Origin of the sequence: Wolbachia endosymbiont (group A) of Colletes cunicularius (assembly GCF_964264715.1) — a bacterium.
GTDB lineage: Bacteria > Pseudomonadota > Alphaproteobacteria > Rickettsiales > Anaplasmataceae > Wolbachia.
Genome location: NZ_OZ183471.1, coordinates 1,315,326 through 1,341,307 on the forward strand (window position 1 = coordinate 1,315,326; position 25,982 = coordinate 1,341,307).

Sequence of the window (25,982 nt, forward strand, 5' to 3'; positions counted from 1 at the left end):
ATTGAAAAATTCAGAAAAATGTTGTAAAATAGTTGTGGTAGTAGACTTTGGTAAAACTTATGGCAGATTCAGGAATTAGTATAACTTTTGACCCAAAAACTTCGCAGCATCTTGTTGAACTAGCTAGAGCCACTAAGCAGTCTGTTCAAAAATTAACAGAAAAGCTAGTCAAGGAAGCAATCGAACTTGAAGCGGAAGATATTGCATTTTCCAAAATTATTAGGGAGTTAAATGCTGATGATGCAGAAGAAGTAGAGGATAGTGAAGACATCTGGAAATAAGCGATACACCATTAAATATCTAAAGCATGTTCTAAAAAGAAATTTGCCTTTCTTGCCGAAAGATGTAAAGCCAAGTATTAAAGACGCAATAAAAAAGTATCTTGAGATTGATCCTATTGGTAACGGTGTGTTGCTACGCAAGAGATTAAAGGGACATAGAAGAATAAAAGTTGCTGATGATTACCGTATTGTCTATCGTGTAAATACTGCAAAACGTATAGTAATTATTGTTTCAATAGGACACAGGGATAATATTTACAAGCAGGCAATATTGGACCTACTGAAACATTAAATATATTTTATACAGCCCTCCTTCCTCCTACCTTAGGTGCAGCTCAAAAAATGAAGTTTTTTTTGGTTCAGCAAAAATAACATTTTGAGTTTAAAAAGGCTAAATACTTGTCTTTTATATATCTTTCGTGTAATAGATATGTATGCATCCAATAATATATCTACTCAACACGTTACTTGATCTTTATAGCTTCATTCTAATATGTTGGGTTGTCTTAAACTGGCTGGTTAAACTTAATATGGTGAACATATATAATGAAACTGTCAGTAGCATAATGCACATCTTGAACCAATTGACATATCCACCACTAAAGATTATTAGAAGATATATACCACCGTTCAATGGATTAGATTTATCTATAATGATATTGCTAATAACAATTCACTTTGTAAAATATACAGTAGCTTACTACTTTAGGTAGATGTTAAAAAAATATCTAAAATCAGCAATATATCTATCCCTTTTAATATATGTATATATATCAGTTTTTAGCTACAACTATAAAGATCCTTCCTTAAACACAGCTACAAATGAGGAAGTGACAAATTTAGGTGGAATAGTAGGTTCATATTTAGCTGATATATTGGTTCAATTTCTCGGATTAACTAGTGTTACAATAGCTACAACCATAGTTTACTTGTTGATCTTCAGGCCAGCAAGAATACTGCTGAAAATTCTTTACTTAATATTAATCAATTTAGGGGTATGTGCTATATTTTCGCTAGGCATCACTGCAAGATACAGACACAGTGGAATAATAGGGAATGCACTCGTTAATAACTGTCCATTTTATGTATTTGTGATAGTAACATCAATAGGTCTTGTAGGATCGGTTGGTTGGAAGAGAGCAATTTACTCTATATTTTTTCTATTCAAAAAAATAGCTTGCTTATTTATAAATGTTCCATTCTTCAGATCACATAAAACTGCTGAATATTCAGTTGCACCATTAGTAGTAGAAGAAAAACATAGAACTAAAATCACTACTAAACAGCAACCAAAAGAAAGACAGAAAAAAGCTACCGAGGAGATTTTAAGTGAGTTTAAGTTTCCAAGCATCCATTTACTTTCTAAAGCAGAAGAGTCTTTGCAGAGAAAACAGCTAAATGAAATGGAGAGCAATAAAAATTTATCTCTGCTGGAACAAGTCCTGAGTGATTTTGGCGTGCAAGGAAAAATTATCAGTGTATGCTATGGGCCGGTTGTGACTTTATACAAACTTGAACCACAAGCTGGTACGAAATCTGCAAGAGTAATTGGCCTTGCAGATGACATTGCACGTTCGATGAGTGCACTCTCTGCACGTATTTCAATAATTCGTGGGCAAAATGCTATGGGAATAGAGTTGCCGAACAAGGAACGAGAAATTGTAATGCTGCGTGATTTGCTTGAATCACCAGAATACCAAAATGCAAACTTAAATCTCCCAATTGCGCTTGGCAAAGAAATAAGTGGAAAACCAGTTATTGCAGATCTGACTAAAATGCCCCACTTGCTCGTTGCTGGAACCACAGGGTCGGGTAAATCAGTTGCGATTAACACTATGATTCTTTCGCTCGTTTATCGATTAAGTCCTGATGAATGTAAGATGATAATGATCGACCCAAAAATGCTTGAGCTTTCAATATATGATGCAATACCGCACCTAATGGCGCCAGTAGTAACAGAGCCAAAAAAGGCTGTTATCGCTCTTAAGTGGATAGTGAAAGAAATGGAAAATCGCTATCGCATGATGTCGTATTTAAATGTACGCAATGTAATAAACTATAACCAAAAAATCACAGAAGCGATGAATAGTGGAATAGAATTGGAGCGCGTTGTGCAGATTGGCTTTAACTCAACAACAGGTAAACCTTTGTTTGAAAAAATACCAATCAAGATGGAGACATTTCCGTATATTGTAGTGATCGTGGATGAAATGGCAGATTTGATGCTTGTTGCTGGCAAAGAGATAGAGTGCTCTATTCAACGTTTAGCTCAGATGGCTCGTGCTGCAGGAATACACATCATAATGGCAACACAACGCCCATCTGTGGATGTGATCACAGGTGTGATAAAGGCGAACTTTCCAACGAGAATCAGTTTTGCTGTTACTTCTAAGATAGATAGCCGTACAATACTTGGCGAACAAGGGGCTGAGCAATTACTCGGTATGGGTGATATGCTCTATATGGCCTCTGGTGGTAAGATCATTCGAGTTCACGGCCCATTTGTAAGTGATAATGAGGTGCAAGATATAGTTGATCATCTAAAAATGCAAGGTGAGCCAAATTATATGGAGGAAATCACCAAAGAAGATGAAAATTCTTCTGTGGAATCAGAAGGTGAAACAGAGGATGAAGAAAACGACCTCTACAATCAAGCAGTGGCCATCATTCAAAGAGATCAAAAAGTTTCAACCAGTTACATTCAGCGACAACTTAGAATAGGCTATAACAGAGCTGCAAATATTGTTGAAAGAATGGAAAAAGAAGGAATTGTCAGCTCTCCAAATTACTCAGGAAAGAGAGAGATATTGGTTGAATAACAGGGCTTCTTTCTTAACTTAAGTTTCTACACCCTCAAAAAGCAAGTCAAACGAAATTATTAAAAGATCAATACATAATGACAATTGATTTAATACTAATTTAAGTACTAAGAACGTACAATAGTAATATATTAATTAGGGGGTAAAAATGTCAACAAATTGGCTTCATGATTTGTTATTTGGTTCTAATGAATCGACAATAAAAGCACTAGAAAAACTTCAACAGATGGATGCTGAGCAGTTTCAAAAGGCATTCAGTGCACTAGAAAAATTGCAAAAAGGTCAACAGATCAACGCTGATCAACTTCAAATTGCATTTAGCAGTTTAGAGGAATTGAAGAAAGCTCAAGAGATCGATGCTGGACAGTTCGAAAGTATACAAGAATACTTAGACGGTTTGCAAGAAAGACTCGCAGACGTGCAAGAAAAAGTGGAAACACTTACAGAAACAGTAGCAGATCAAGAAAAAACACTACTAATTTGTACCATAGCCACTGCTGTTGCTGTAACAGCGATAACTTGTTTTGTTGCATTCTGCATCTATCAGGGAGTTAAGCTTGATAAGGAAAAGAAAAACGACTTGTCTAAAGATACATCAGACGCAAAACTTAATAATGCAGATGACGCTGGTATTCCTGAAAAACTGGATAACTCAACAGTGAAACGCTTACAAAAATCTTTAAACGATATAGCTGCATAACACTCTTCTTGAGGAGGTGTTACGCAACTTGTAACACCTTACTCTTCTCTTAGCCTATGTAGGTTTTTGATAGCAAACATATCACTTTTTAGAAAAATATTTGTATTGTAAAGTTAGTAAAGATTCTGGTTTACTTAAAGTTTGTTAATTGCTATCTTTTAAAACACGATATTTACTATAGCACCATATGCTTAGGATTTTTTCTAAAGTTTTGTTTATATTAATGTTTTTGGTTTCTAGCTTTTTTACTGTGCATAGTGCTGAAGCTAAGTCTAAGGTAAAGCTCAGTAAGAGATACATACCTCCTGGTAACCCTGGTGGTGCAAACTTTCATACAGATGAGGATTTTGCTGAGTCATATAAACTGTATGAGAAGCGTAGGGAGCTCCTCAAGAAAAAAAAGTTACAAGATCGAGCTATAAATAAAGAAGATCTAATCAAAAAATTAAAAGAGAAAAAAATTGCTAGTCTTGATAATGAGCCAAATGACATGGAAGCGTGCATAGTCGACGATGAAGAGAGCGCTATGATAAATCAGCATGGTATTAATATCGCACGTTTAAAGGGTGCTGTATTTATAGATCAAGAGCCAGTTTCCCAGTATGAAAGCGAGCAGCATGAAAGTGAACAACAAGAAGGGAAGAAAGTTACTTCAACACGAGAAAAGAAAGTTTCTCCTATAAATGTCACTATAAAAGAAAATCCATCAAGAAAAACGTGCTCACATGATTCTATTGCTAATTTAGATAACGTAGATGCTTATAGTTTGAATGGTTCGAGTTCATTTGGCAGCGTAGCTGACACAGTAAAATAGTATCACAATATTGGCCATTAATAATATGCTAGATAAAGATCTGATATTGAGTGATGATGCATATAAATTATCGCCGATTTCCAGGCACAAAACTCATGTTGTAGAAGTTGGAAAAGTAAAGATAGGTGGAAATAATCCTATAGTCGTACAATCTATGGCGCTTGGTGTGCATATAGATTCTGATAATATAAAAAGTAGCGCAAAACATTATGCAAAAGAAATAACAGGACTAGCGCGCGCAGGTTCAGAGTTAGTACGGATTGCTTTGAATTCAGAGGAAGTAGCAAGGGCAATACCTTATATAGTAGAAGAGATAAATAAAGAAGGTTTTGGCGGTAAAATATTGGTAGGCTGCGGTCAATATGAGCTAGATAAATTAGTTCAAGATTATCCAGACAACATCAAAATGCTGGGTAAAATTAGGATGAATCCAGGCAATGTAGGCTTTGGCGACAAACGTGATGAAAAATTTGAAAGAGTTATAGAGTATGTAATAACACATGATCTTCCTGTCAGAATTGGAGTAAATTGGGGTAGTCTTGATAAATACCTTTTACAAAAACTGATGGATGAAAACTCCTTGTCCAGTGATCCAAAACCTTCTGACGTTGTATTACGCAAGGCACTTGTAATGTCTGCTCTTGATAGTGCAAAAAAAGCTGAAGAAATTGGTCTAAGTTCAAACAAAATAATCATTTCATGTAAAGTTAGCAAAGTACAAGATTTAATTTTAGTTTATATGGCACTTGCAAAATCTTCCAATTATGCGCTGCATTTGGGTTTAACTGAGGCTGGTATGGGCAATAAAGGCGTGATAAATACCACAGCAGGGCTTACTTATTTATTGCAAAATGGTATTGGAGACACAATACGTGCTTCTTTAACTCAACGCCCTGGTGAATCGCGTACTAATGAAGTGGTGGTGTGTCAGGAAATATTGCAATCTATAGGCTTGCGACACTTTAACCCTCAGGTTAATTCATGTCCTGGTTGTGGGCGCACGAGTAGCGATCGTTTTCGTATATTAACTGAAGAAGTGAATGGCTATATAAAAACTCATATGCCGATATGGAAGAAAAAAAATCCAGGTGTAGAGCATATGAACATTGCTGTTATGGGATGCATAGTAAATGGTCCTGGAGAAAGCAAACACGCAAATTTGGGAATCAGCTTGCCTGGATATGGAGAAAAACCTGTTTCAGCAGTCTACAAAGACGGCAAGTATTTCAAAACTTTACAAGGTGATAATGTCTCTGAAGAATTTAAGGCAATTATTGATAATTATGTGAAGGAGCATTACACGTAACCTTTCACACGTGAATTCTGGATTAAAGGAGAATAGAAGAGGCAAGAAAACAGGGTAAACTCAGCAGTGATAAAAAAATAGATGAGGTTACCCATGGAAGATATAACAAAACTGTTTTGTTTGGTCGATGATTTTTGCAGAGATATAGAGAAAAATTTTGCAGATAAACTACTGCCAAATGGTAAAAACCCCACAAGAACAACGGAAATTGAGCACTCCGAAATCATGACAATAATCCTGCTATATCAACAATCTCCGTGTAAAACTTTCTATCTACATTACCTAACGTTGCTCTACAAATCAGAGTTTCCAAAGTTACCTTCATATACCAGGTTTGTTGCTCTAAAGCCTAGGGTTTTGTGGCATTTAGCAATGTTGTTGCATTGGCTTTGTGGACAGTCAGAAAACACTGGAATTTCATATATAGACACAACTCCCATTGCAGTTTGTCATGCAAAAAGAATATCCAAAAACAAAGTTTTTGCTGGAATTGCAAAATTAAGCAAGAGCACTTACGGCTGGTTTTTTGGTTTCAAATTACATATGGTAATCAATGAAAATGTTGAAATTCATGCACTTACGCTAACAAAAGGCAATGTTGATGATAGGATACCTGTGCCAAATCTGACGGAAAAATTAATCGGTCTTTTGTTTGGTGACAAAGGTTATATTGCAAAAGAGCTTTTTCAGAAGCTGTTTGACCGAGGTTTGAAACTTGTTACCAAGGTGAAAAAAGGTATGAAAAATACATTGATTTCGCTAAATGAGAAGATTTTACTGAGAAAAAGGTCTATCATTGAGACTGTTTTTGGTTACCTAAAAAATAGACTAGAAATTGAACACACTCGCCATAGATCCCCTGTTAATTTTTTGGTTCATATCTTTTCTACTCTCATTTCCTATTCCATCAAATCCACAAAGCCTTCTATTTCCTATACTTTCTTCCTTCCTTAATCCAGAATTCGCGTTATAAGTGGACTACAAGGAAAATAAGCAGTAGAGAATCAGCAAATAAAAGCAGATATTCAAAAAAAGCTTCTAAATGTAGATATGGAGCTCCTAAAATTCATGCTGAATTGAAGGCTTTGGGTAAAAGTTGCAACTTGAAAACAGTGCAAATTATTATGCAGAAAAATGGTATTCGGGCTATATTGAGAAGAAAATTTAAAACTAAGAAGCAACAAACGGACAATAGAGGCGTAGCTCTCAATATATTAGACCAAAACTTTATTGTCGATCAACCAAATAAAATATGGGATTACTTATATAAAAACCAAAGAAGGATGGCTATATTTGGCAGGATCTATATTCACGCATGGTAGTTAATGAGCAGTTCAATAAATAAACAATTGGTTATTGACTCTTTATTGATGGCCGTTAATAAGCGCAAACCCGAAAAAATCTGCTGTTACATAGCGATCAAGGGTCACAATATACTTCGCAAGGTTATCAATATCTCTTATCCATAAAAAACATAGATGAGTCATAAAGGTTGTTGTTACGACAATTCTGTTGTGGAAAAGTTCTCTAAAAAGGGAGTTACCAATAGACACCTCTCTGCACTCTAAACGGTATATCAAAACTGCTATATTTGAATATATAGAAATTTTTTATAACAAACAACGTAGGCATTCTACTATTAATTATTGCATTCCTGCACAATTTGATGCATCATTCTCATGACAAAAACGTCTTAACTTTCTCTCCACTTTTTCTGGGTAAGGTCAGTTCAGCTATAGGCAGCAATTTTCTGTATTTACTTTAAATTGAAGAAAGCTCAAATGAAAGATCGTGTTTTGCTAAAAATCACAGAATGCAGTCTGGTTACAATTATTTATCACTAGTGCCTAAAGTGATCTCCTTTATCCTCTCATCTGCTAGTATTTTTAATTCCTCACCGTATCTATAATAATTTCGCTTTATAACGTGTAACTCATCAGCAGAAGAAGAATCTAATTTAGGGTAATATTCGTAATCGCAATTTTCTTCGATGTCCTCAATGCTTATAGATGATGCTAAAAGTGGAAATAGAATTAATAGTAAAGTTAGTAGGATTCTTGTACAACTATTACACCACGTCCTGGGTGTCATTCCAGCGCGTGACCAGAGAAAAAAAGATATGGATCCCAGTGTCAAGCACTGGGATGACAGAAGATAGTGCAAGAAATTTCGTAAAAAGCTTTTCATACCAACTATTTAAACTCAATTGTGTTATAAATATATTAATAGCGAAAAAAGAAAAACAAGGTTTAATTTTCTTTTTTATTTGCGATTTATCTATTAATTAACCGTGAAACGCGAATTCTGGATTAAGGAAGGAAGAAAGTATAGGAAATAGAAGGCTTTGTGGATTTGATGGAATAGGAAATGAGAGTAGAAAAGATATGAACCAAAAAATTAACAGGGGATCTATGGCGAGTGTGTTCAATTTCTAGTCTATTTTTTAGGTAACCAAAAACAGTCTCAATGATAGACCTTTTTCTCAGTAAAATCTTCTCATTTAGCGAAATCAATGTATTTTTCATACCTTTTTTCACCTTGGTAACAAGTTTCAAACCTCGGTCAAACAGCTTCTGAAAAAGCTCTTTTGCAATATAACCTTTGTCACCAAACAAAAGACCGATTAATTTTTCCGTCAGATTTGGCACAGGTATCCTATCATCAACATTGCCTTTTGTTAGCGTAAGTGCATGAATTTCAACATTTTCATTGATTACCATATGTAATTTGAAACCAAAAAACCAGCCGTAAGTGCTCTTGCTTAATTTTGCAATTCCAGCAAAAACTTTGTTTTTGGATATTCTTTTTGCATGACAAACTGCAATGGGAGTTGTGTCTATATATGAAATTCCAGTGTTTTCTGACTGTCCACAAAGCCAATGCAACAACATTGCTAAATGCCACAAAACCCTAGGCTTTAGAGCAACAAACCTGGTATATGAAGGTAACTTTGGAAACTCTGATTTGTAGAGCAACGTTAGGTAATGTAGATAGAAAGTTTTACACGGAGATTGTTGATATAGCAGGATTATTGTCATGATTTCGGAGTGCTCAATTTCCGTTGTTCTTGTGGGGTTTTTACCATTTGGCAGTAGTTTATCTGCAAAATTTTTCTCTATATCTCTGCAAAAATCATCGACCAAACAAAACAGTTTTGTTATATCTTCCATGGGTAACCTCATCTATTTTTTTATCACTGCTGAGTTTACCCTGTTTTCTTGCCTTTTCTATTCTCCTTTAATCCAGAATTCACGTTTTTAGCGGAAAAGCTTTGGCTGTTAAGAGAGTAACTGAAAACCGAGGAAAAAACACAGCGGGTGTAGATGGTCAACTTGCAATGCTAAATTTCAAGGAATAAAGCAGTTAAAGCAAAGAGGATATAAACCTTCTCCGCTAAAACGGATTTATATCAGTAAATCTAATGGCAAAAGAAGACCTCTTGGAATACCATCGATAAAAGATAGAGCCATGCAAGCATTATATCTGTTTGCTCTGGAACCTATAGCTGAAACAATCAGTGATCGTCACTCCTATGGCTTTAGGCCTAAAAGATCCTGCGCAGATGCTACAGTAGCCTGTCATTTGTTACTGGCAAGTCGTAATCAACTACAATGGATACTTGAAGGTGATATCAAAGGATGCTTTGACAACATTAATCATGAATGGCTTATGAAGCATATTCCTATGGAGAAGAAAATTCTGCATAGTTGGTTAAAAGCTGGCTTCCTAGAATCGAAAACTCTGTACCCCACAACTGCAGATACCCCGCAAGGTGGTATCATTTCTCCAATACTAGCCAATTTAGCCTTAAACGGACTTGAAAAGTCATTGGAAAGTAGATTTGGTAAACTCGGCAGTAGAAGAAGAAACAAAATCAGAAGTGGAGTGAACGTAATCAGATACGCAGACGACTTTATTATTTCAGGTTTCACACATGAAGTACTGGAAAAGGAAGTTAAGCCTTTAGTATCATCTTTTCTTCACGAGCGAGGTTTAATTCTGTCAGAAGAGAAGACAAAGATTACATCTATCACAACAGGGTTTGACTTTCTTGGTTGTAATGTACGTAGATATAATAAGAAGTTAATTATTAAACCTTCGAAAGAAAGTATTAAAAGACTTCTTAATAAAGCACGTACATTGATAAAAGCAAATATAGCGAACACTCAGGCTATAGTAATTAAGTCACTCAACTCTCTACTGAGAGGATGGGGAAATTACTATCACCATGTGTGTGCTAAAAAAGCGTTTAGAAAGATCGACAATGAAATTTGGCATAGTTTATGGAAATGGGCAAAGAAAAGACATCCTCGTAAAGGATTACGTTGGATAAAGAATCGTTACTTCAAAGTAATGGGTCAACGCCAATGGGTTTTTGCTGCACCCATATGCAAGAACAAACCAAAAGAGATACGGTATTTAAGACTGCTTAAGCTGATTGATATATCTATCAGACGACATGTTAAAATCAGAGCGGATGCAAATCCCCTTGACTTAAAATGGAAAAAGTATTTTGATGAGAGAGTGAAACGAACAAGAATGTTAGCAAGCTCCTTTTCAAGAGAAGGTTCTCTACTGTTAGTGTCACCACTAAAGTTGATGTATTCTGAGGATTTATGAAAGACAAGCCGGTTCTAGAAAAGAAGAACTTAGATAAGGGGCTCAAGCGTAGTGTGGGGAAACCTGCATGCTGCGTTTCTAAGCTTACTATTACCCATAAATCTAAGAGCCTGTCTTCAAACTCAAGAATGAGCTAATTTGTGAAGCATAATAGTGATCATATTAAAAAAGATGTTGTTTTTTGAAGTGAGAGGAGAATGCTCATAATCCTTACTCATACGTCTAAAATTGGAGAGCCAAGCAAAGGTTCTCTCAACAATCCAACGTTTGGGAATAACCTGAAATCCTGTATCAACTATTTTCTTGGTAATCGTCAATAAACATCCAGTTTCCAATAAGCAGCGGTTTTGCAATTTACCTGTGTATCCTTGATCAGCAAAAAACTTATGTAATGTTGGAGCTTTGCATTTGGCTTGAACAAAAAGATTTAGTGCACCATCACGATCCTGAATGCTTGCACTTTGTACTTCAGCAGCAATTACAAGACCTACAGTATCTACAACGATGTGGCGCTTTCTACCCTTTACTTTCTTGCCAGCATCATATCCTCTGGATCCCCTTTTTGAGTAGTTTTTACTGATTGGCTATCTATTATTCCCACTGATGGAGTTTCATTCTTACCAATTATCTCTCTTACTTTTTTAACTAGAAAATCATGAATCTCTTGCCATATTCCACTTTTTTTCAATCGCTAATTACAACTATACACTGTTTTCCATGGTGGAAAATCTTTAGGCAGTTGTCTCCATTGACATCCTGTTCTCATCATATAGCGGATTGCGTTAATAATTGTTCTAATACTATGTTTTCTTGGTCTACCGGTCTTTTTAGGTTCAAAATATAGCTCTATTATCTTCCATTCTTTGTCACTTATATCGCTTGGGTACATTTAAAATATATCTTATAACACACTTCTTAACTCCTTTCTACTTAGTTTGAAGACAGGCTCTAAGAAATTGTCAAAAATCTCAAAAAGATGAGTTAAAATAAAAAGAAGAATAGTGGAAGTTTAGTTGTTTACACTTTCATATTATGCCCATAGCATCATATATTACTTAACCTTGCAATAATTTTTTTATTCTTGCTGCTTCTTCAAACTCTAAATTTTCAGCATGCTCTATCATTTGCTTTCTCAAATCATCCTTATTAGTATTTATTTTTGGTTCTGCTATTGCCCTCTCCTGTAAGGTGTTTGATATAGGTTTTATTATAGTCTTCGGGACAATATTGTGCAATATATTATGTTCTTCTTGTTTTTTTCTTCTTCTTTCGGTCTCTCTTAATGCACGATCTAAAGAACCAGTGATTTTATCTGCATATAAAATTACTCTACCTTCAGCATTACGTGCAGCACGACCGATCGTTTGAATGAGCGATGTTTCTGATCGCAAAAATCCTTCTTTATCAGCATCTAAAATTGCAACCAAACCACACTCTGGAATATCAAGACCTTCCCTAAGCAAGTTAACACCTACTAAAACGTCAATTTCTTTAGATCTTAATTTACATATAATTTCTATTCTCTCCAGCGCACCAATATCAGAATGCAAATAACTCACTCTCATATTTAATTCACTCATATATTCAGCTAAATTTTCAGCCATTTTTTTTGTCAGTGTAGTGATTAAAACACAAAATCCCTTTCCTATTGTCACTTGTGCCTCATGAATTACATCATCAATTTGACTCTCTATTGGTTTCACAATGCAGATTGGGTCTGTAAGCCCTGTTGGACGGATAACTTGCTCTATAAATACATTATTGGTCTTTGCCAACTCATACTTTCCAGGAGTAGCTGAAATGTAAATAGTCTGCGGCCTAACTTTCTCCCATTCTTCAAATTTTAATGGACGATTATCAAAAGCGGAAGGGAGCCTGAAGCCATAGTCAATCAATTTCTTTTTACGCGCCTCATTACCACTGTACATTGCACCAATCTGAGGAACGGTGACATGACTCTCATCAACAAATAAAATTACGTCTTTGGGTAAATATTCAAACAAAGTAGGCGGTGGATCCCCAGCTTTCATTCCATAGAGATAACGCGAATAATTTTCAATACCTTTACATATTCCTGTTGTTCTCATCATTTCAATATCAAAATTAGTACGTTGCTCGAGGCGCTTTGCTTCAACAATCTTGTTTTGCAAGTAGTAATAATCCAAGCGTTCATGCAGCTCTTTTTTGATTAGCTCAACTGTCTGCAACAGAGTCTCACGTGATGTAATGTGATAGCTGTTTGGAAAAATGGTGATTGTATTTAGGCTTTTGGTAATATTACTCGTTATAGCATCAATTTCAGAAATTTCTTCTATTTCATCACCAAGCAGCGATAAACGCCAAGCTTTATTTTCATAATAGGCAGGAAATATATCGATAATATCGCCACGCACTCTGAAATATCCTCTCTCAAACCTGGTATCAGAGCGCTTGTATTGGAGATCAGCTAAGTTACTCAAGAAATCATTAACATGAATTTTATCTCCAACACTTAAAGATATAGTCATGCTGCGGTAGCTTTCAGGCGAACCAAGACCGTATATGCAAGAAACACTGGCAACTACGATCGTGTCCCTGCGCTCCAAGAGGGAGCAGACGGCAGAATAACGCAGCATGTCAATTCTGTCGTTGATTGCAGAGTCTTTTTCGATATAAGTATCAGTTTGCGGCAAATAAGCTTCGGGCTGATAGTAATCATAATAAGAAATGAAATATTCAACAGCATTATTGGGAAATAATCCTTTCATTTCCTCATAAAGTTGTGCTGCTAAGGTTTTATTGTGTGCCATGATCAGCGCAGGTCTGTTTGTCCTTGCTATAACATTTGCCATAGTGAAAGTTTTCCCAGAACCAGTAACCCCAAGTAAAACTTGGTCTCTTTTATTGCTATTTAGCCCCGCAATTAAACTATCGATTGCCTGCGGTTGATCTCCAGCGGGTTGAAAATGTGTAGTGATTTGAAATTTCATAGACTTTACTTACTATCTTTGATTCATTGCATAGTGAACACTATATTGCTTTTAAGATAAGTTGTATAGCTATAAACTTTCCGTAAAGCCATAAAACATTAACTAACAATAGACTTCTTGCATAACCGTTTTTCAGGTAACCAAAAACCGTTTCGATACTCGCCATAGATCCCCTGTTAATTTTTTGGTTCATATCTTTTCTACTCTCATTTCCTATTCCATCAAATCCACAAAGCCTTCTATTTCCTATACTTTCTTCCTTCCTTAATCCAGAATTCGCGTTTATAGTAGTTTTACCTTAACCTGTGTCCTAATGCCTTTTTTAAACCACCCGTGTCCAATCTTTGAATGTGTGCCAAACCGCGATTCATCGAAGAAAAACAGCTCTTTTTCAGGATACATGACAATAGTTTCATTAAGATTTTTTTTTAAACTCCTCTTGTTTACTTTTATCTTGTCCGTTATGCACTGGTCTTGGTGTGATATATGAGAATTTCATTCTTTGCATATTACGGTGTACTGTAGACTTGCTAAACCAAACTTTTCCTGAATTCTTATTCTCGTTTCTTTAATGGTAATGTTGGGATTTTCTTGTATCCATGCTTCAACTTGTTCAAGTTGGCTTTGGTTCAATATAGTTTTTCTACGGCGTTGAGGTGGAGCAAATAATTTTTCTTCTCTGCCAAATTTTAGGTCATGCAGTAAGTGCCTTTCTTGAAATGCAACATATTTTTGCTACGGCTGTTATACTATGCTTTTTTGCTGCAATTATAGCATTTAGTTTTTTTGCAACATATGCATTATTTCTTACTTTCTTCAGCATTTCTTTTGCTCACTTTTTCATCCAATAATTTTGATCTTAATGCCATTTAAACCTCGCTACTTCACTTACTTTAGTATGGCTTTTTTTCCATTATTGTCTATCTGTTACTTGTATAGCGGGAATTGGTATAACTAATTTACTTATCAACATATCCACTAACTATAATCTGTATACCGCTACACAGTTAGAAGTATTTTTTGATTTTACAATACAGCTTGAGATTCAATTTTTATAATTTTCTTGTTGACTAGCCAGACGGTACCTACCTTCTCGGCTTGCTGCTTTTGATAAAGTGTGGTTTTCAAGACCATATCAAATAGATCCTATTAAAAATCAATCGAATCTTCACATGTTTGTTCTTCATAAAAGAAGTTCAATGTTATCGTAGTACCAAGTTTTGCTTCACTTTTAATGTCGAAAGTTCCACCCATTAACTCTACTAATTTCTTGCTTAGCGGTAATCCGATGCCCGTACCTTCATTTCTATATCCCGAATCTGCTTGGCCAAAAACAGACATAACTTTATATATATCCTGCTGCATTATTCCTATTCCATTGTCATGAAACTCAATAGTTAATAAGTTTTTCTCTATATTTTCTTTTATCACCATTCTTATTAAACCATCTTTGGGAGTAAACTTGATTGAGTTTGATAATAAATTTATTATAACTTGTTTCATTCTCTTAGGATCTGCAATGACCAATAATTGTTTATTAGTCATCTCTTTTTTTAAATTAATCCCGGCTTCTTTTAATTTAGGTAATAGCATATTTACGCATGAATCTATTATTTTGTTCAGGTTAAACTTCACTTTTTCTACTGTTAAACTACTTGATTCAGCTTTTGAAAAATCTAACACATCATTAATTAAGGTAAGTAAGTGTGTTCCTGCATTATATATATCGTCTGCATACTCCTTGTATTGAGAGTTATCCATTGAACCTAAAGTTTCATTTTTGATCAACTCCGCAAATCCAATAATAGCATTAAGAGGTGTGCGTAATTCATGTGTAACGCTTGCAAAAAATTTTAGCTTATTTGCATTTTCTTGCTCTAATGCCTCTTTTATCTGCTGTAATTCAATGTTAGTTTTATGTTGCTTGGCTAGCATTTGGGTATTAGAAAAGTGCAAATAGAACATTATTAATATTAAAATTATTAATAATAAGCCCAAAAATGTTAAAAATAGGCCATATGCTATAACATAAGAATTATTGTAGTTTTGAAGAATCTTCAAAAAAAACGACGGTTTAACGCTATTTTCATGGAATATAGGAAAAATAGAAGTTAATGTATTTCCTGTAGTATAAAATATTTCTTGGTTACTTAATAGTTCATCAATTTCATCGTTTGTAAGTAACTGTTCATAATCATAATCTTGAGTGTTAAAATTACTGAATATTATTCTGCTGTTTTGATCATACAGTATTAAGCTGAAATCCTTTACTTTGCTCACTGATTGTAATAATTCAGCACGCAGTTTTACCAGTTGGTTTATGTAGTCAAAATTTTTGTATTTAATGTGATGCTTTTCTATTAGTAAATAATGGTATTTTTTTATTATGCCATTTTCCAGTATACTTTTTAAGTTTACACTTGAATCACGGTAAGAAGAAAGGAAATTACTCCTTAGTAAATAATTACAATACATCACACTGAATAAAATCATAAAGATCGATGAGAGTAATGCAATAACTTTTGTGTATTTGTTTTTCTCCAGCGCAGAAAACATTGATTTACCTAGCTTATACATATCCTTCTTATTGTGAAACAACGGTTTTTATGTTATTAATAATAAAATTTAGCATATAATATTTTATGAAAATTTCTCCTATTTTGCCAGTTTATTCTCCTGTTAACATAAATTTTTCTTATGGTAAAGGTATTTACTTGTATGATATTGACGGTAAGCGCTACGTAGATTTTCACTCTGGAATAGCCGTTAGTAGCTTAGGTCACACCAATTCGCGATTAATTAGTGCTCTAAAATTGCAAGGAGAAGAATTATGGCATATATCAAATACCTATAATATACCTGCTGCCAATAATTTTGCAGAAAAATTAATAAACAACAGTTTCGCTGACACTGTATTTTTCTCAAATTCTGGATCAGAGGCAGTAGAATGTGGGCTTAAGATTGCTAGGGTCTATCAAAACGGAAAAGGCAATAAAAACCGTCACAGAATTTTAACATTCCATGGTGCATTTCATGGAAGAACCTTCCTAACTTGTGCTGCAAACGATAAACAGAAATTTTCTGAATTACTGAGTCCCTGTATTGATTGGTGTGATAATATCGAGCCCAATATTGAGAGTGTAAAGAAAGCAATTTCAAGTGGTATAGGCGTTATATTAATAGAACCAATACAAGGGCAAGGTGGTATCAAAGTAATGAATGAAGTCTTTATGAAAGAACTAAGAAAGCTGTGTGATGAAAATGACATATTGTTATTTTTTGATTGCGTACAATGCGGTGCTGGTAGGACAGGAAAATTATTCGCATACGAACATATAGGAGTGGAACCTGATATATGTGCTCTTGCAAAGGGAATAGGAGGAGGCTTTCCGCTAGGGGCTTGTCTTGCAACTGAAAGGGCTGCTAAGTATATGGCGGTCGGTATGCACGGTTCCACTTTTGGTGGCAATCCGCTTGCAACCTCAGTAGGTAATGCTGTGCTCGAAGAATTGCTCAGTCCTGGCTTTTTGAAAAATGTTGAAATTAGAGGTAAGTATTTAAAAAATAAATTAGAAGACTTAGCAAGTAAATTTCCAATAATAGAAGAAGTGAGAGGGAAAGGGTTAATGCTTGGAATAAAGGTGAAAGCAAACAATAAAAAGTTTGCAGAAGAGCTAAGTTATCGCGGCTTGCTTACTGTTGGGGTAACATCAGATAACGTTGTGAGAATTTTACCTCCACTAATTATCACCGAGAAAGAAATTGATGAAGGCATCGAAATTCTGGCTCAATATTTATCTGAGAAATCTTCTGATTAAGCACTACGTATCAAGCAGGTACACGCACACAAGGAGATTTCACTTCACAAGATATTGGCTGTATCAGGACTGAAAATAAGTTAGTAGCAGTGAGATTAACATCATTAGCCGTTTCATTCATGCATTTAACTTCAGACTGCTTACTTAATAAGTCTAGTTCATTCACTGCAGAGCATGAATCATTTTGAATATTATCATTAAATAGAAATTCTCTAGGTTTTTCAGGATAAAAGACCATTGCGAACAGCACTATGTTTACAAGTAAAGAACCTATCAACGCGAATTCTGGATTAAGGAAGGAAGAAAGTATAGGAAATAGAAGGCTTTGTGGATTTGATGGAGTAGGAAATGAGAGTAGAAAAGATATGAACCAAAAAATTAACAGGGGATCTATGGCGAGTGTGTTCAATTTCTAGTCTATTTTTTAGGTAACCAAAAACAGTCTCAATGATAGACCTTTTTCTCAGTAAAATCTTCTCATTTAGCGAAATCAATGTATTTTTCATACCTTTTTTCACCTTGGTAACAAGTTTCAAACCTCGGTCAAACAGCTTCTGAAAAAGCTCTTTTGCAATATAACCTTTGTCACCAAACAAAAGACCGATTAATTTTTCCGTCAGATTTGGCACAGGTATCCTATCATCAACATTGCCTTTTGTTAGCGTAAGTGCATGAATTTCAACATTTTCATTGATTACCATATGTAATTTGAAACCAAAAAACCAGCCGTAAGTGCTCTTGCTTAATTTTGCAATTCCAGCAAAAACTTTGTTTTTGGATATTCTTTTTGCATGACAAACTGCAATGGGAGTTGTGTCTATATATGAAATTCCAGTGTTTTCTGACTGTCCACAAAGCCAATGCAACAACATTGCTAAATGCCACAAAACCCTAGGCTTTAGAGCAACAAACCTGGTATATGAAGGTAACTTTGGAAACTCTGATTTGTAGAGCAACGTTAGGTAATGTAGATAGAAAGTTTTACACGGAGATTGTTGATATAGCAGGATTATTGTCATGATTTCGGAGTGCTCAATTTCCGTTGTTCTTGTGGGGTTTTTACCATTTGGCAGTAGTTTATCTGCAAAATTTTTCTCTATATCTCTGCAAAAATCATCGACCAAACAAAACAGTTTTGTTATATCTTCCATGGGTAACCTCATCTATTTTTTTATCACTGCTGAGTTTACCCTGTTTTCTTGCCTTTTCTATTCTCCTTTAATCCATAATTCACGTTTTTAGATTTATGGGTAATAGTAAGCTTATTATGGTAGCAAGGGTATTTCTGACTCAAAACTTGTTTTTGATCTGCGCAGGTTCAATGACAAAATTCAGTAAAAAACTTAGGGTATTTTTTGGCGGATTACATAAAATTATAGCGGCTGCATGTCTTTTTTATTTTTTCTACATTCAGCCAAATCGCGCTTAAACTAAGCGTCAGCACATTATTACAGCGCCACTTACAGTAATATAGAGTCAAAACTCGCACCACGGGATTTCTTTGCCTTTTTTTTCATTTGGTAAATTTCTTAATGTTTGTAGCTAAAGCAATTTGAGAGACCGAAAATGGTGTCATTCCAGCGCGTGACGCTGGAATCTAGTCTTTATTATGCAGCCACTTATTTAAAGTTAAGTTTTCTGGATCCAAGTAGTCAAGCTACTCGGATGACAACGTCTTGGATGGAAAGGCTGGATTCCAGACTGGAATGACATTATAGTGGCACTGCCGTCATAAAGGAACCAGTGTCAGCTACTTAGATGCACCATTTACAACCACTCCCCTACCCTTTCTAGCTGTTTATAGCTGTTAAATCTCAGGAATTTATCAAAATATGGAGAGGCAATAAAGGGTGTGGAATTACTTAAATAATTAGATAAAAAACCAGGCAGATCATTTTTTAATTCTTGCATTTTGTATCTATAATTTTGTATAGAAATAACTTTTATTTTATCATAATCAAGTTTCCAATAAGCAAGTTCTGAAACTTCTCTTTTTGTTATATGTTCTACCGCTAAGGCTTGCAAAATTAACTGTGGAAAAAACCCCGACATCACTTCTTCATTGGAAGGTGGTGAACCAAGCTTATAGTCTATAATTGCTACTTGCCCACTTGGTAGATACTCAACTCTATCACATCTTGCTGTCAGTAAAATTTCTTGTGGGATCAGATCTCTATTTGTCATCCAAGCAGTTTCATACTGGGATACATCATCACAAGAAATATAGATTCCAGCGTCATGCGCTGGAATGACACCAATATGAAATATCGGACAGGTAAAACTCTTTTCCAACTCAACATAATTGCTTCGAGTTTCATCAAATTCGACAAAAGATTGAATTATCCTTTGCAGTCTTACCCACCACATATTTGAAAAATTAAACTGACTAGTCGAGAATGCTTTTCGTGTAATGCTCATTGGCGACTTTTTGTTGCGTAAATATCTTGCAAGAATGTTGTGCACCATAGTGCCAAATTCCAATATCGATGGCTTAAAATTCAAGTCTCTTAATTGTTTAAGGCCCAGTATATATTCAACGTAAAATGAATAAGGATTACGAATTAGCTTTTCTATTGCACTGCAAGACATCACCCGCATTTTTTCTTTTCTAACTTCGGTTTGAGGTTTTGGCATAGGCTGAGTACATGGAACAGTACATTCAGGCGTATTTAATATCCTCAGCCAATCGCGATACGGCTGTTTCCCCTCCTTGAGCAGAATTTCCAAACGCTGCAATAGAATTGGTTTTCTATGGCTTAGCGATCTTGTAATATAAACCTTACTTGCACAAAACAAATTGTGTAAAGTATAAAAAAAATACCCTTGCTCTTCTTGCGCAGAAGGAAGGTTAAATTTTTCTCTCGTAAGTGCATTCAAAAGCGGACTTTGAAAGCTTGGCGCTTCATTAAATCCAGCGAGTATTACAACTTTGTTGTGATATAAGCTGAATTTATTCAAGTCATTTGCTACAGAGAAAAACTCTTTCTCTAAAAATAAGGCCAGAATTTGGCTATATAACTCTAAGGAGCACTTAATTTCTATACCCTCACATGCATTCAAGAAATTACAGGTGAAATTACCTATTTCACTATTTAGCTCTGAAAAATTTATACCAGATAGCACATTAATACACTGCAAATGAGTTGCCACCACATCAGAAATAGGGCAATTTATAGAGTTAAGTAAAAGATTAAGTATAGCCTCTAACCCATTGATAATAAGCAATATATCCTCTTTATGTTTTAGCTTTTTATAGGTATTAATAGCATCTATAATATCTTTAAGGCCATTTGTACTAAAGTTGCGTAATATCTCTATTTCAAATTCAGATAAAATCTGAGAGTACTCTTCTTGAGTGTAATCAAAAGTCACTAGCCTATGTTTAAGGAGCGAAAGTAATGACACACTGCTCCAATTTGAGGTCAAAACTTCGATACTATAAAGTAGGAGTGTTATATAAGGATAATTTTCCGGTATGGCACTGTGTTGCCTTGATAAACATGCTATACGAGCTGCAAGTAATTTATCAAAGACAACCAAAGAAACGTTTTCATAACCTTCATTCTCTATAATTAATGATGTCACTTGTGCTTCTTCCTCTCTGGAATCACAAGTGATGACTTCAATATTGCCAATATGTCCATTACTAACTTTGCTTAGATCGGCAGTTGTATCAAAAACATAGTCAGTTATTTCATTCTCTATAGTGTTCAAGCAGCTAACATCCCTTCTATCCACTTTTAAATAATCGAGCAGATCTTTCAGGCAATATTGATAATGTTTTTTATCAAGTGATTGCCAATCTTTCTCTTTAATTTTCAAATTCAGATTAGGCAAAATTATTTTTCCAAACGGCAGGTCATATATAGCCTTAATTAACGACTTATCCTTTCCAATTCCAACAAAGATTATATGTTGGTCTTTTTGTAAAGAGATTATCATATTGTTTATGTAATCACTCTTATGTTCTAATATATCTACTACTCCTAAATCTTTTAAAATTTTATTCCAACTCTCAATGAGTAAGCTTATGAAATTCTCTATTTTTTTTGAATGTTCATCGAATTGATAACAATCCGTTGTTTGGGTAGATTGAATTTTATCAAGCAATGATGGCAGGCTATAAGCTAAATCAATGGGGAAATTATCATTATTTTTTCTATTCCACTCCAATATGAATTGAATGAGTAGCAGCGTCCTCTTTGTTGGATTGATAACTTTAACTCTATCAAGATTTAATATTAAATCCTCCTCATCGATGTTCTCTAGCGAAACTATCTCTGGCAAAATTATGCATTTTTTAGCGTTATAATTCTTGAACGCACTCAGCAGCGCTATTACATCCCTTTTGCAGGGAAGTATGATCTTTATCTCGGGAATTTTTTCTCTTTCATATTCAGAAAATATGTGCTGAACCAGCACATCAAAAAGGGATTCATCCACATTAACGGTAAAAACTCTTCCCACTAACAGTAACAATTAATACAATATTTTATTATATAGAAATCACTCAAAATATAAATGTGCTCGCAGTTTCTTATGCTATGATATATTAAAGTCTTTCATAATATTACATGGCAAACATCAGAATAGAAGTTTTAAATAAATGTGAACAAGTTGGCCGCAGAAGGGTAGTTAATGTTTACTTGATTTACATAAGCAAAGAATTACCATCAAAATTACATGAAGAAATTTGTGGGCTATTTTATAATAAAGTCATACAAGACTGCCGTTATTATTCCTACAATGAAAACCTTGAAGAAGTTCAATATAACTTCATAGAACCACAAGCAAAGTGGGGCTTGGAGATAAGCTTTTTACCTGGCATGACCGACAATGTAGGCAACACAGCAAAACAAATTATTACAGAATATTTAATAAGCAAAGGCTATATCGATATATCTGCCCTCCCAGTGCTTGAAACTAGGACCCAGATGCAGATTCCAGCGCCAAGGACACCAATCACGATAAAGGTAAGAAGTTCAAAATTGATCCTAAACCAAGGGAATTTGCCAACTGAAGATGATATAAAACAAGAATTCAACCCTATCACTGAATATTGCACACTTATCTGTAAGGAAAATGATAACTATAGCTGGAAATATTATGGTAAATATAAGAAGTTTACTCAGTATCAGTCCGTGAAAAGGGACGCTAAGTCTGTTGACCTCAATGTGAGTGACCAAGAGCTTGAAAAAATCAGCAGAGATGGAATCGATGGTAATGGCACTTTAGGGCTCTCGCTGGCAGCAATGAAAGCTATAAAGGATTACTTTAAAAAACTCGGCAGAAATCCATATGATATTGAACTTGAGTCTCTGGCACAGACTTGGTCTGAACATTGTAAACACAGTATTTTTTGCTCCCCTATTGATGAAATAAAAGACGGTCTATATGCTCATTATATCAAGCGTGCAACGCGTGAGATAAATTCTGACATATGCGTGTCAGTTTTCTCCGACAACGCAGGAGGAATAATTTTTGATGACGATTACTTGATTGTAGATAAAGTTGAAACTCACAATAGCCCTTCATCTCTTGATCCATTTGGTGGAGCAATGACCGGAGTGCTTGGAGTTAATCGTGATATAGTGGGTTTCGGGAAAGGCGCGGAGCCTATAATGAATACCTATTACTTTTGCTTTGCCAAAGAAGCAAAAGGCAAATTTTATAGGGACAAGGAGCGTACTGATGAGATTTTACCGCCAAAATATATAATGAAAGAAGTGATTCGTGGCGTTAATGTTGCTGGCAACTGCTGCGGTATTCCAACACAACTTGGATCAGTATATTTTGACGATAGATTTTGTGGAAAGCCCCTGGTCTTTGTTGGAAGTGTTGGAACTATTCCGCGCAGTATAAATAATGTACCTTCACACATCAAAGGGCCTAAAAACGGCGATAAAATCGTAATTATTGGTGGAAGAGTTGGAAGAGATGGAATTCACGGTGCAACGTTTTCTTCAGAGGCTTTGTCGGGAAACAGCCCTTCAACGATTGTGCAAATTGGCGACCCCATAACACAAAAAAAACTATCCAATGCCGTCATAAAAGCAAGAGAGCTTGGTCTTTATAATGCAATAACGGATAATGGAGCAGGCGGTCTATCATCGTCCATTGGTGAAATGGGAAAAGACGGATTTGAAGTTGATTTGAGCAAGGTTCTCCTTAAAAACGATGGTATGGCTCTGTGGGAAATATGGATATCAGAATCACAAGAGAGAATGACCTTAGCAGTGCCAGAAGAAAATCTTCCTATGTTTAAGCAAATCATGAAAAAACATGATGTGGAGGTTTGTGTGATTGGAGAGTTTAACAAAAGTGGTAAAGCTGTTGTTAAATGTCCTGAAGGGAAAGTAACAATGGACATCGAAACTGAATTTCTGCATGACGGTAATCCCAAAGTGCATTTACAGACAAAGCCGTGGTCTAAAGCCCCCTCCCCTTTCATCCAAGTAGCTGACCAGCCAGCGTTACGCGCTGGAAATCCGTCTTTTTTAGAAGTCGAGCTAAAAGAAATGCTGAGCAGACCAAACATACGCAGCAAAGAGTTTATAGTGGTGCAATATGACCATGAGGTTCAAGGATCGTCAATACTGAAACCACTGCAAGGCAAGGGAAGAGTGTGCAGTGAAGCTGTTGTCTCGAGGCCAGTCCTTTCTTCAAACAAAGGTGTTGTAAAATCGCAGGGATTTGGCTCAAGTTATGGAGAAATTGACACTTATCACATGGCAGCATGTGCGATTGACACTGCAATACGCAACTACGTAGCTGCAGGAGGAAATATAAATCATCTAGCGTTGCTCGACAATTTTTGCTGGTGCGATGCTTATAATCCAGAAAGGCTATGGCAGCTAAAGAGAGCTGCAGAGGCTTGTTACGACTTTGCAACTGCATTTAAAACACCATTCATATCCGGAAAAGATAGTATGTTTAACGACTTTAAGGGATATGACGAAAATGGCGAGAAAGTGATGATATCTGCACCACCTTCATTACTCATTTCAGCAATTGGAGTTATAGAAAATATTGAAAATGCGGTATCGCTTGATGTGAAAATGCCAGGGGACTTGATATATGTGCTTGGTACAACCCACGATGAGCTTGGTAGATCTGAATATCAGTTATATAGTGGAATAGATAATAACAACGTGCCAAAAGTTGATGCAAAGAGTGCTAGGAAGTTGTATGAGCGTTACAACCAGACAATAAAAGATGGCATAATTGCCTCTGCAATTGCACCAAACTTAGGCGGCTTAATTATTGCTCTGGCAAAATCGCTAATTGCAGGAGACCTTGGTGCTGAAATCGATCTTTCACTAGTACCAATAGGAAAAACACAAAATACAGACATAATAAACAAGATAATAATGTTTTCTGAATCGCAAAGTAGAATTTTGGTTACTATTGCACCACAAAATCAGCAGAGGTTTGAAGCGTTGTTTGAAGATGCGGCTTATTCATGTATTGGCAAAGTAACAGAGAAAAAGGTGCTAAATATAAAGGATGTTTTAAAAGTAAATCTGAAAGATTTGGGAAATAGTTATTATATAGCTAAAGTAACTTAGGTTTACAGACGATTTGATAAACGACAAACTCGTCATCCCGCTGCTTGTTAGCGCTTACTATTACCCACAAGTATAGAATACATGAGCAAGTCTCCATCCTTCTGCTAAATCAAAGAGACGTTTCCATCCCTTCCACAAAGCTATAGGGCCTGGTTCTATAGCTAACCGAAGTAAGATTTCCCCGAGAGCTGAAAGACAAAATCAATAGCCGAATTAATATTGGGCCAAAAGCTTGGCAGCACTTTTCTTATGGCATGCTTAATGGCAAACCAGAACTTCTCAATCGGATTTAAATCCGGTGAGTATGGCGGCAAGAACAAAATTTTACACCCAACATTTTCTATCAAATTTTTCGTTCTTGCAGATTTATGAAAGCTTGCATTATCGAGAACAATAGTCTGTCCAGGTTTTAATATAGGAACAAGTATATTTTCTACATAAGCATCAAAAATCTCGCTGTTGCAGTAGCCCTCAATTACCCAGGAAGCTTTAACTTTTCCCTCATTTAGTGCTCCTATTATGCTTACCCTCTTTCTTTTAAACCCTGGTTTATCGGCAAATAACCTCTTGCCTTTTTGAGACCACCCATATTCATAAAATCTGTTGTCTTCTACTCCAGAGTCATCTATGAATATCAAGTTTTCTTTTTCTATTCCTTCTATTTTTTTTATGAACTCCTTGCGTTTCTCTTCATTCCTTTCCTGATAAAGAAAAGTTTTTTTTATATGTATAGTTTACTTTTTTAAGATAATTGTAGACTGTGCCTTTGCACATGTTGCCAAATTTTTCAATTATTTTTTCAACCGTAATATCTCGGTTTTCATCCAGAAATTTGACAAAGCCATCTAAGTACTTAATTTTATGACTATGTCCCTTTTGGTAGCCTGAAGACGGTTTTATACTTCCTGTTTCTTCTCTTCTTTTCCTCCACCAGTATATAGTTTTTCTATCAATTTTGAACATCTTGCTTACTTCTTCCATAGTCATTTTTTTCTCGTCAACCACTTTTAAAACTCGTTCCCTCAGGTCCTCACTATATGGCTTTGCCATCATTCTACCTTAATTAAAGCAGTATTATACCTTTTTA

The 25,982-nt window shown here is 35.4% G+C and carries 27 protein-coding genes and 2 pseudogenes; 17 read left to right on the plus strand and 12 right to left on the minus strand.

All coding sequences use genetic code 11. From position 1 onward, the window contains the following. Window positions 1-59 precede the first annotated feature (59 nt). From ACFELZ_RS07780 to ACFELZ_RS07830, 11 genes are all read left to right on the plus strand, one after another. Window positions 60-281, plus strand: a complete 222-nt coding sequence (locus ACFELZ_RS07780) for a hypothetical protein (protein WP_253309905.1) — start codon at window positions 60-62, stop codon at window positions 279-281. Continuing rightward, window positions 262-573 (plus strand): type II toxin-antitoxin system RelE family toxin, encoded by a 312-nt coding sequence (locus tag ACFELZ_RS07785; RefSeq protein ID WP_264687877.1) that lies wholly within the window; start codon window positions 262-264, stop codon window positions 571-573. The genes ACFELZ_RS07780 and ACFELZ_RS07785 overlap by 20 nt, the downstream gene beginning before the upstream one ends. A gap of 142 nt (window positions 574-715) precedes the next feature. Continuing rightward, window positions 716-994 carry a YggT family protein gene (locus ACFELZ_RS07790; protein WP_006279515.1) on the plus strand — a complete coding sequence of 93 codons (279 nt, stop codon included), beginning with the start codon at window positions 716-718 and terminating at the stop codon, window positions 992-994. Beyond that, the gene (locus tag ACFELZ_RS07795) at window positions 995-3,100 is read left to right on the plus strand and encodes an FtsK/SpoIIIE family DNA translocase (protein ID WP_375316087.1); all 2,106 of its coding nucleotides are present in this window, start codon (window positions 995-997) and stop codon (window positions 3,098-3,100) included. A gap of 148 nt (window positions 3,101-3,248) precedes the next feature. After that, window positions 3,249-3,800 (plus strand): hypothetical protein, encoded by a 552-nt coding sequence (locus ACFELZ_RS07800; RefSeq protein WP_375316088.1) that lies wholly within the window; start codon window positions 3,249-3,251, stop codon window positions 3,798-3,800. Window positions 3,801-3,987: 187 nt separating this feature from the next. After that, on the plus strand, window positions 3,988-4,614 hold the full coding sequence (locus ACFELZ_RS07805) for a TRP75-related protein (RefSeq protein WP_375316089.1): 627 nt from the start codon (window positions 3,988-3,990) through the stop codon (window positions 4,612-4,614). Between the two features lie 25 nt (window positions 4,615-4,639). Beyond that, complete coding sequence (ispG, locus tag ACFELZ_RS07810) at window positions 4,640-5,920, plus strand: flavodoxin-dependent (E)-4-hydroxy-3-methylbut-2-enyl-diphosphate synthase (RefSeq protein WP_375316698.1); 1,281 nt, start codon at window positions 4,640-4,642, stop codon at window positions 5,918-5,920. A gap of 93 nt (window positions 5,921-6,013) precedes the next feature. Continuing rightward, window positions 6,014-6,874 carry an IS982 family transposase gene (locus ACFELZ_RS07815; protein WP_375315786.1) on the plus strand — a complete coding sequence of 287 codons (861 nt, stop codon included), beginning with the start codon at window positions 6,014-6,016 and terminating at the stop codon, window positions 6,872-6,874. 131 nt (window positions 6,875-7,005) lie between these two features. Beyond that, window positions 7,006-7,242 carry a transposase gene (locus tag ACFELZ_RS07820; protein WP_375316090.1) on the plus strand — a complete coding sequence of 79 codons (237 nt, stop codon included), beginning with the start codon at window positions 7,006-7,008 and terminating at the stop codon, window positions 7,240-7,242. A 190-nt stretch (window positions 7,243-7,432) separates the two neighbouring features. Further along, the gene (locus ACFELZ_RS07825; protein WP_375316091.1) at window positions 7,433-7,603 is read left to right on the plus strand and encodes an IS3 family transposase; all 171 of its coding nucleotides are present in this window, start codon (window positions 7,433-7,435) and stop codon (window positions 7,601-7,603) included. A gap of 338 nt (window positions 7,604-7,941) precedes the next feature. Beyond that, the gene (locus ACFELZ_RS07830; RefSeq protein WP_375316092.1) at window positions 7,942-8,208 is read left to right on the plus strand and encodes a hypothetical protein; all 267 of its coding nucleotides are present in this window, start codon (window positions 7,942-7,944) and stop codon (window positions 8,206-8,208) included. 21 nt (window positions 8,209-8,229) lie between these two features. On the opposite strand, the gene ACFELZ_RS07835 is transcribed toward ACFELZ_RS07830, so the two are convergent. Then, window positions 8,230-9,090 carry an IS982 family transposase gene (locus ACFELZ_RS07835; protein WP_375315786.1) on the minus strand — a complete coding sequence of 287 codons (861 nt, stop codon included), beginning with the start codon at window positions 9,088-9,090 and terminating at the stop codon, window positions 8,230-8,232. A 101-nt stretch (window positions 9,091-9,191) separates the two neighbouring features. On the opposite strand from ACFELZ_RS07835, the gene ACFELZ_RS07840 reads away from it, so the two are divergent. From ACFELZ_RS07840 to ACFELZ_RS07850, 3 genes are read left to right on the plus strand one after another with little or no spacing between them, the layout of a single operon-like run. Next, window positions 9,192-9,278, plus strand: a complete 87-nt coding sequence (locus tag ACFELZ_RS07840; RefSeq protein WP_375316699.1) for a reverse transcriptase N-terminal domain-containing protein — start codon at window positions 9,192-9,194, stop codon at window positions 9,276-9,278. A 50-nt stretch (window positions 9,279-9,328) separates the two neighbouring features. Next, a complete protein-coding gene (ltrA, locus tag ACFELZ_RS07845) occupies window positions 9,329-10,540 on the plus strand; it encodes a group II intron reverse transcriptase/maturase (RefSeq protein ID WP_375316700.1) in 1,212 nt (403 codons plus the stop codon). Continuing rightward, on the plus strand, window positions 10,537-10,677 hold the full coding sequence (locus ACFELZ_RS07850) for a hypothetical protein (RefSeq protein ID WP_375316740.1): 141 nt from the start codon (window positions 10,537-10,539) through the stop codon (window positions 10,675-10,677). The genes ltrA and ACFELZ_RS07850 overlap by 4 nt, the downstream gene beginning before the upstream one ends. Here the strand turns inward: ACFELZ_RS07850 and ACFELZ_RS07855 are convergent. From ACFELZ_RS07855 to ACFELZ_RS07875, 5 genes are all read right to left on the minus strand, one after another. Then, window positions 10,663-11,121 carry a transposase gene (locus tag ACFELZ_RS07855; RefSeq protein WP_375316701.1) on the minus strand — a complete coding sequence of 153 codons (459 nt, stop codon included), beginning with the start codon at window positions 11,119-11,121 and terminating at the stop codon, window positions 10,663-10,665. The genes ACFELZ_RS07850 and ACFELZ_RS07855 overlap by 15 nt on opposite strands. Further along, entirely contained in the window at window positions 11,064-11,228 is a 165-nt protein-coding gene (locus ACFELZ_RS07860; RefSeq protein WP_375315781.1) for a hypothetical protein, read from the minus strand. Before ACFELZ_RS07860 ends, ACFELZ_RS07855 begins: the two co-directional genes overlap by 58 nt. Window positions 11,229-11,231: 3 nt before the next feature. Continuing rightward, window positions 11,232-11,429, minus strand: coding sequence for a transposase (locus ACFELZ_RS07865; protein WP_375315805.1), 198 nt, complete (start codon window positions 11,427-11,429; stop codon window positions 11,232-11,234). A gap of 166 nt (window positions 11,430-11,595) precedes the next feature. Further along, the gene (gene uvrB / locus ACFELZ_RS07870; protein WP_375316093.1) at window positions 11,596-13,509 is read right to left on the minus strand and encodes an excinuclease ABC subunit UvrB; all 1,914 of its coding nucleotides are present in this window, start codon (window positions 13,507-13,509) and stop codon (window positions 11,596-11,598) included. A 40-nt stretch (window positions 13,510-13,549) separates the two neighbouring features. Beyond that, complete coding sequence (locus tag ACFELZ_RS07875; RefSeq protein WP_375316094.1) at window positions 13,550-13,675, minus strand: hypothetical protein; 126 nt, start codon at window positions 13,673-13,675, stop codon at window positions 13,550-13,552. On the opposite strand from ACFELZ_RS07875, the pseudogene ACFELZ_RS07880 reads away from it, so the two are divergent. Continuing rightward, window positions 13,634-13,777: pseudogene (locus ACFELZ_RS07880) on the plus strand (IS982 family transposase); the annotation flags it as partial. The gene ACFELZ_RS07875 and the pseudogene ACFELZ_RS07880 sit on opposite strands and share 42 nt — an antisense overlap. A gap of 20 nt (window positions 13,778-13,797) precedes the next feature. Here ACFELZ_RS07880 and ACFELZ_RS07885 read toward each other — a convergent pair. Together ACFELZ_RS07885 and ACFELZ_RS07890 are read right to left on the minus strand one after the other, a co-directional pair. Further along, window positions 13,798-14,378: pseudogene (locus ACFELZ_RS07885) on the minus strand (winged helix-turn-helix domain-containing protein); the annotation flags it as partial. Between the two features lie 280 nt (window positions 14,379-14,658). Continuing rightward, a complete protein-coding gene (locus ACFELZ_RS07890) occupies window positions 14,659-16,086 on the minus strand; it encodes a sensor histidine kinase (RefSeq protein WP_375316095.1) in 1,428 nt (475 codons plus the stop codon). Window positions 16,087-16,151: 65 nt separating this feature from the next. Between ACFELZ_RS07890 and ACFELZ_RS07895 the strand changes: the two genes are divergently transcribed. Then, the gene (locus tag ACFELZ_RS07895) at window positions 16,152-17,327 is read left to right on the plus strand and encodes an aspartate aminotransferase family protein (RefSeq protein ID WP_375316096.1); all 1,176 of its coding nucleotides are present in this window, start codon (window positions 16,152-16,154) and stop codon (window positions 17,325-17,327) included. 290 nt (window positions 17,328-17,617) lie between these two features. On the opposite strand, the gene ACFELZ_RS07900 is transcribed toward ACFELZ_RS07895, so the two are convergent. Continuing rightward, on the minus strand, window positions 17,618-18,478 hold the full coding sequence (locus ACFELZ_RS07900; RefSeq protein WP_375315786.1) for an IS982 family transposase: 861 nt from the start codon (window positions 18,476-18,478) through the stop codon (window positions 17,618-17,620). A 616-nt stretch (window positions 18,479-19,094) separates the two neighbouring features. Further along, window positions 19,095-21,794 carry a PD-(D/E)XK nuclease family protein gene (locus tag ACFELZ_RS07905; RefSeq protein ID WP_375316097.1) on the minus strand — a complete coding sequence of 900 codons (2,700 nt, stop codon included), beginning with the start codon at window positions 21,792-21,794 and terminating at the stop codon, window positions 19,095-19,097. 107 nt (window positions 21,795-21,901) lie between these two features. Here ACFELZ_RS07905 and ACFELZ_RS07910 point away from each other — a divergent pair, with 107 nt between their 5' ends. Continuing rightward, window positions 21,902-24,895, plus strand: a complete 2,994-nt coding sequence (locus tag ACFELZ_RS07910; RefSeq protein ID WP_375316098.1) for a phosphoribosylformylglycinamidine synthase subunit PurL — start codon at window positions 21,902-21,904, stop codon at window positions 24,893-24,895. 161 nt (window positions 24,896-25,056) lie between these two features. Here ACFELZ_RS07910 and ACFELZ_RS07915 read toward each other — a convergent pair whose 3' ends face one another. Together ACFELZ_RS07915 and ACFELZ_RS07920 are read right to left on the minus strand one after the other, a co-directional pair. Beyond that, entirely contained in the window at window positions 25,057-25,626 is a 570-nt protein-coding gene (locus ACFELZ_RS07915) for an IS630 family transposase (protein WP_375316618.1), read from the minus strand. Continuing rightward, window positions 25,586-25,948 (minus strand): helix-turn-helix domain-containing protein, encoded by a 363-nt coding sequence (locus ACFELZ_RS07920; protein WP_375315796.1) that lies wholly within the window; start codon window positions 25,946-25,948, stop codon window positions 25,586-25,588. The genes ACFELZ_RS07915 and ACFELZ_RS07920 overlap by 41 nt, the downstream gene beginning before the upstream one ends. Between the last annotated feature and the right edge of the window lie 34 nt (window positions 25,949-25,982).